General features: G+C 73.6%; 1 protein-coding gene. It reads left to right on the top strand.

Annotated features, from left to right (window positions below; genetic code table 11):
* Positions 1-2,603, top strand: a 2,603-nt coding sequence (locus tag ACP4J0_RS38305) for a beta-ketoacyl synthase N-terminal-like domain-containing protein (RefSeq protein WP_426604041.1), incomplete at both ends; no start/stop codon positions are given.

Genomic DNA, 2,603 nt, shown 5'->3' with positions numbered 1-2,603 from the left:
CCCGCGACCTCGACCTCTCCGCCTTCGTGCTGTTCTCCTCCTTCGCCGCCACCTTCGGCGCACCCGGCCAGGGCAACTACGCGCCGGGCAACGCCTTCCTCGACGCCTTCGCCGAGCACCGCCGCGCGGCCGGTCTGCCCGCGACCGCGATCGCCTGGGGCCCTTGGGGCGACGGCGGAATGGCGGAGGGCGCGGTCGGCGACCGCATGCGCCGCCACGGCGTCATCGAGATGGACCCGGAGCGGGCCGTCGCCGCGCTCCAGCACGCACTGGACCGGGACGAGACGACGCTGACCGTCGCCGACATGGAGTGGAAGCGCTTCGTCCTCGCCTTCACCTCCGGCCGGTCCCGGCCGCTGCTGCACGACCTGCCCGAGGCCCGCGCGGCCGCCGAGAGCATCCGTGCCGACGCCACCGAGGGCGCCGGCGACGCGGGCGAGTTCGCCAGGCGGATCGCCGGGCAGCCCCCGGCCGAGCAGGAGCGGCAGCTCCTCGACCTCGTCCGCACCGCCGTCGCCGCCGTGCTGGGATACGCGGGCCCCGAAGCGGTCGAGGCCGGGCGCGCGTTCAAGGAGCTCGGCTTCGACTCGCTCACCTCGGTCGAACTCCGCAACCGCCTGGTCGCCGCCAGCGGCCTCAAGCTCCCGCCCACCCTCGTCTTCGACTACCCGACGGCGGCCGTCCTCGCCCGGTACCTGCGTGAGGAGATGTTCGGGAGGGACGGGGAGGCGACGTTCGCCGTCCCGACGCCCAGCGCCGCGGCCCTCGACTCCGAACCCGTCGCGATCGTCGCGATGGCGTGCCGCTTCCCCGGCGGGGTGCGTACCCCCGAGGAGCTGTGGCAGTTGCTGGCCTCCGACGGCGACGCGCTGTCGCAGTTCCCCGCCGACCGCGGCTGGGACGTCGAGGCGCTGTACGACCCCGACCCCGACGCCCAGGGCACCTCGTACACCCGCGAGGGCGGATTCCTGTCCGGAGCGGCCGAGTTCGACCCTGGGTTCTTCGGGATATCGCCGCGTGAGGCGCTGGCCATGGACCCGCAGCAGCGGCTGCTGCTGGAGACGTCCTGGGAGGCGTTCGAGCGGGCCGGCATCGATCCGCAGACCCTGCGCGGCAGCCAGGCCGGCGTCTTCGTCGGCACCAACGGCTCGGACTACGCCGAACTCGCCCGCACCGCGACCGAGGGCCTCGAGGGCCATCTCGCCACGGGCAGCGCCGGCAGCGTCGTCTCGGGCCGCATCTCGTACACCTTCGGTCTGGAGGGCCCGGCGGTCACCGTCGACACCGCCTGCTCCGCCTCGCTCGTCGCCCTGCACCTGGCCGTCCAGGCGCTGCGGGCGGGGGAGTGCTCCGTGGCCCTGGCCGGCGGCGTGACGGTCATGTCGACGCCCGGCACCTTCATCGAGTTCAGCCGCCAGCGGGGACTGTCCACGGACGGCCGGTGCAAGGCGTTCTCCTCCGACGCCGACGGCTTCAGCCCCGCCGAGGGCGTCGGCATGCTGCTCGTGGAGCGACTGTCGGACGCGCGGCGCAACGGCCACCCGGTGCTGGCGGTGGTGCGCGGCTCGGCGATCAATCAGGACGGTGCCAGCAACGGCCTCACGGCCCCCAACGGCCCGTCCCAGCAGCGCGTCATCCGCCAGGCCCTCGCCAACGCGCGCCTCTCCGCCGCCGACGTCGACGTGGTCGAGGCGCACGGCACGGGCACCACGCTCGGCGACCCCATCGAGGCGCAGGCCCTGCTCGCCACCTACGGTCAGGACCGCCCCGACGGCCGGCCACTGCTGCTCGGCTCGATCAAGTCGAACATCGGCCACGCGCAGGCCGCCGCCGGTGTCGCGGGCGTCATGAAGATCGTGCTCGCCATGGAGCACGGCGTGCTGCCGCGCAGCCTCCACATCGCCGAGCCCACCCCGCACGTCGACTGGACCGCGGGCGACATCGACCTGCTGACCGAGGCACGGCCGTGGCCGGACACCGACCGCCCATGGCGTGCGGGAGTCTCGTCGTTCGGCTTCAGCGGCACCAACGCGCATGCCATCATCGAGCAGGCGACCGCCGTCACTGAGGGGTCCGAGCAGGAGACGACCCCGGAACCGGCGCCGACACCCCTACTGGCCGGGGTGACCCCTGACGGGTCTCCCTCGGGTCCGTCGGCCGCCCTGCCGTGGACCCTCACCGCGCGGACGGGGAAGGCGCTGCGCGGCCAGGCCGAACGCCTCCTGTCTCATCTCGCCGCCCACCCTCACCTGCGACTTGTCGATGTCGCCTGCTCCCTGGCCACGACCCGCGGCGCACTGGACGAGCGCGCCGTCGTCGTCGGCCGCGAGCGTGCCGACGTCGTCACCGCCCTGACCGCCCTGGCCGCGGGGGAGACCTCACCGGTGCTGGTACAGGGGTCCGCGATCGGGGGAAGGACGGTGTTCGTCTTCCCCGGACAGGGGTCGCAATGGGTAGGCATGGCCGAGGGCCTGTTGGACGCTTCAGCGGTGTTCGCTGCCCGGATGGAGGAGTGCGCTCAGGCGCTGGAGCCGTTGACCGGTTGGTCGCTGGTGGATGTGCTGCGTGGTGTGGAGGGTGCTCCGTCGCTGGAGCGTGTGGAC

The sequence above is a fragment of the Streptomyces sp. WG7 genome (assembly GCF_049975785.1).
Lineage (GTDB): Bacteria > Actinomycetota > Actinomycetes > Streptomycetales > Streptomycetaceae > Streptomyces.
The sequence above is the reverse complement of the archived record's forward strand: the minus strand, read 5'-3'. Positions and strand labels throughout refer to the sequence as shown.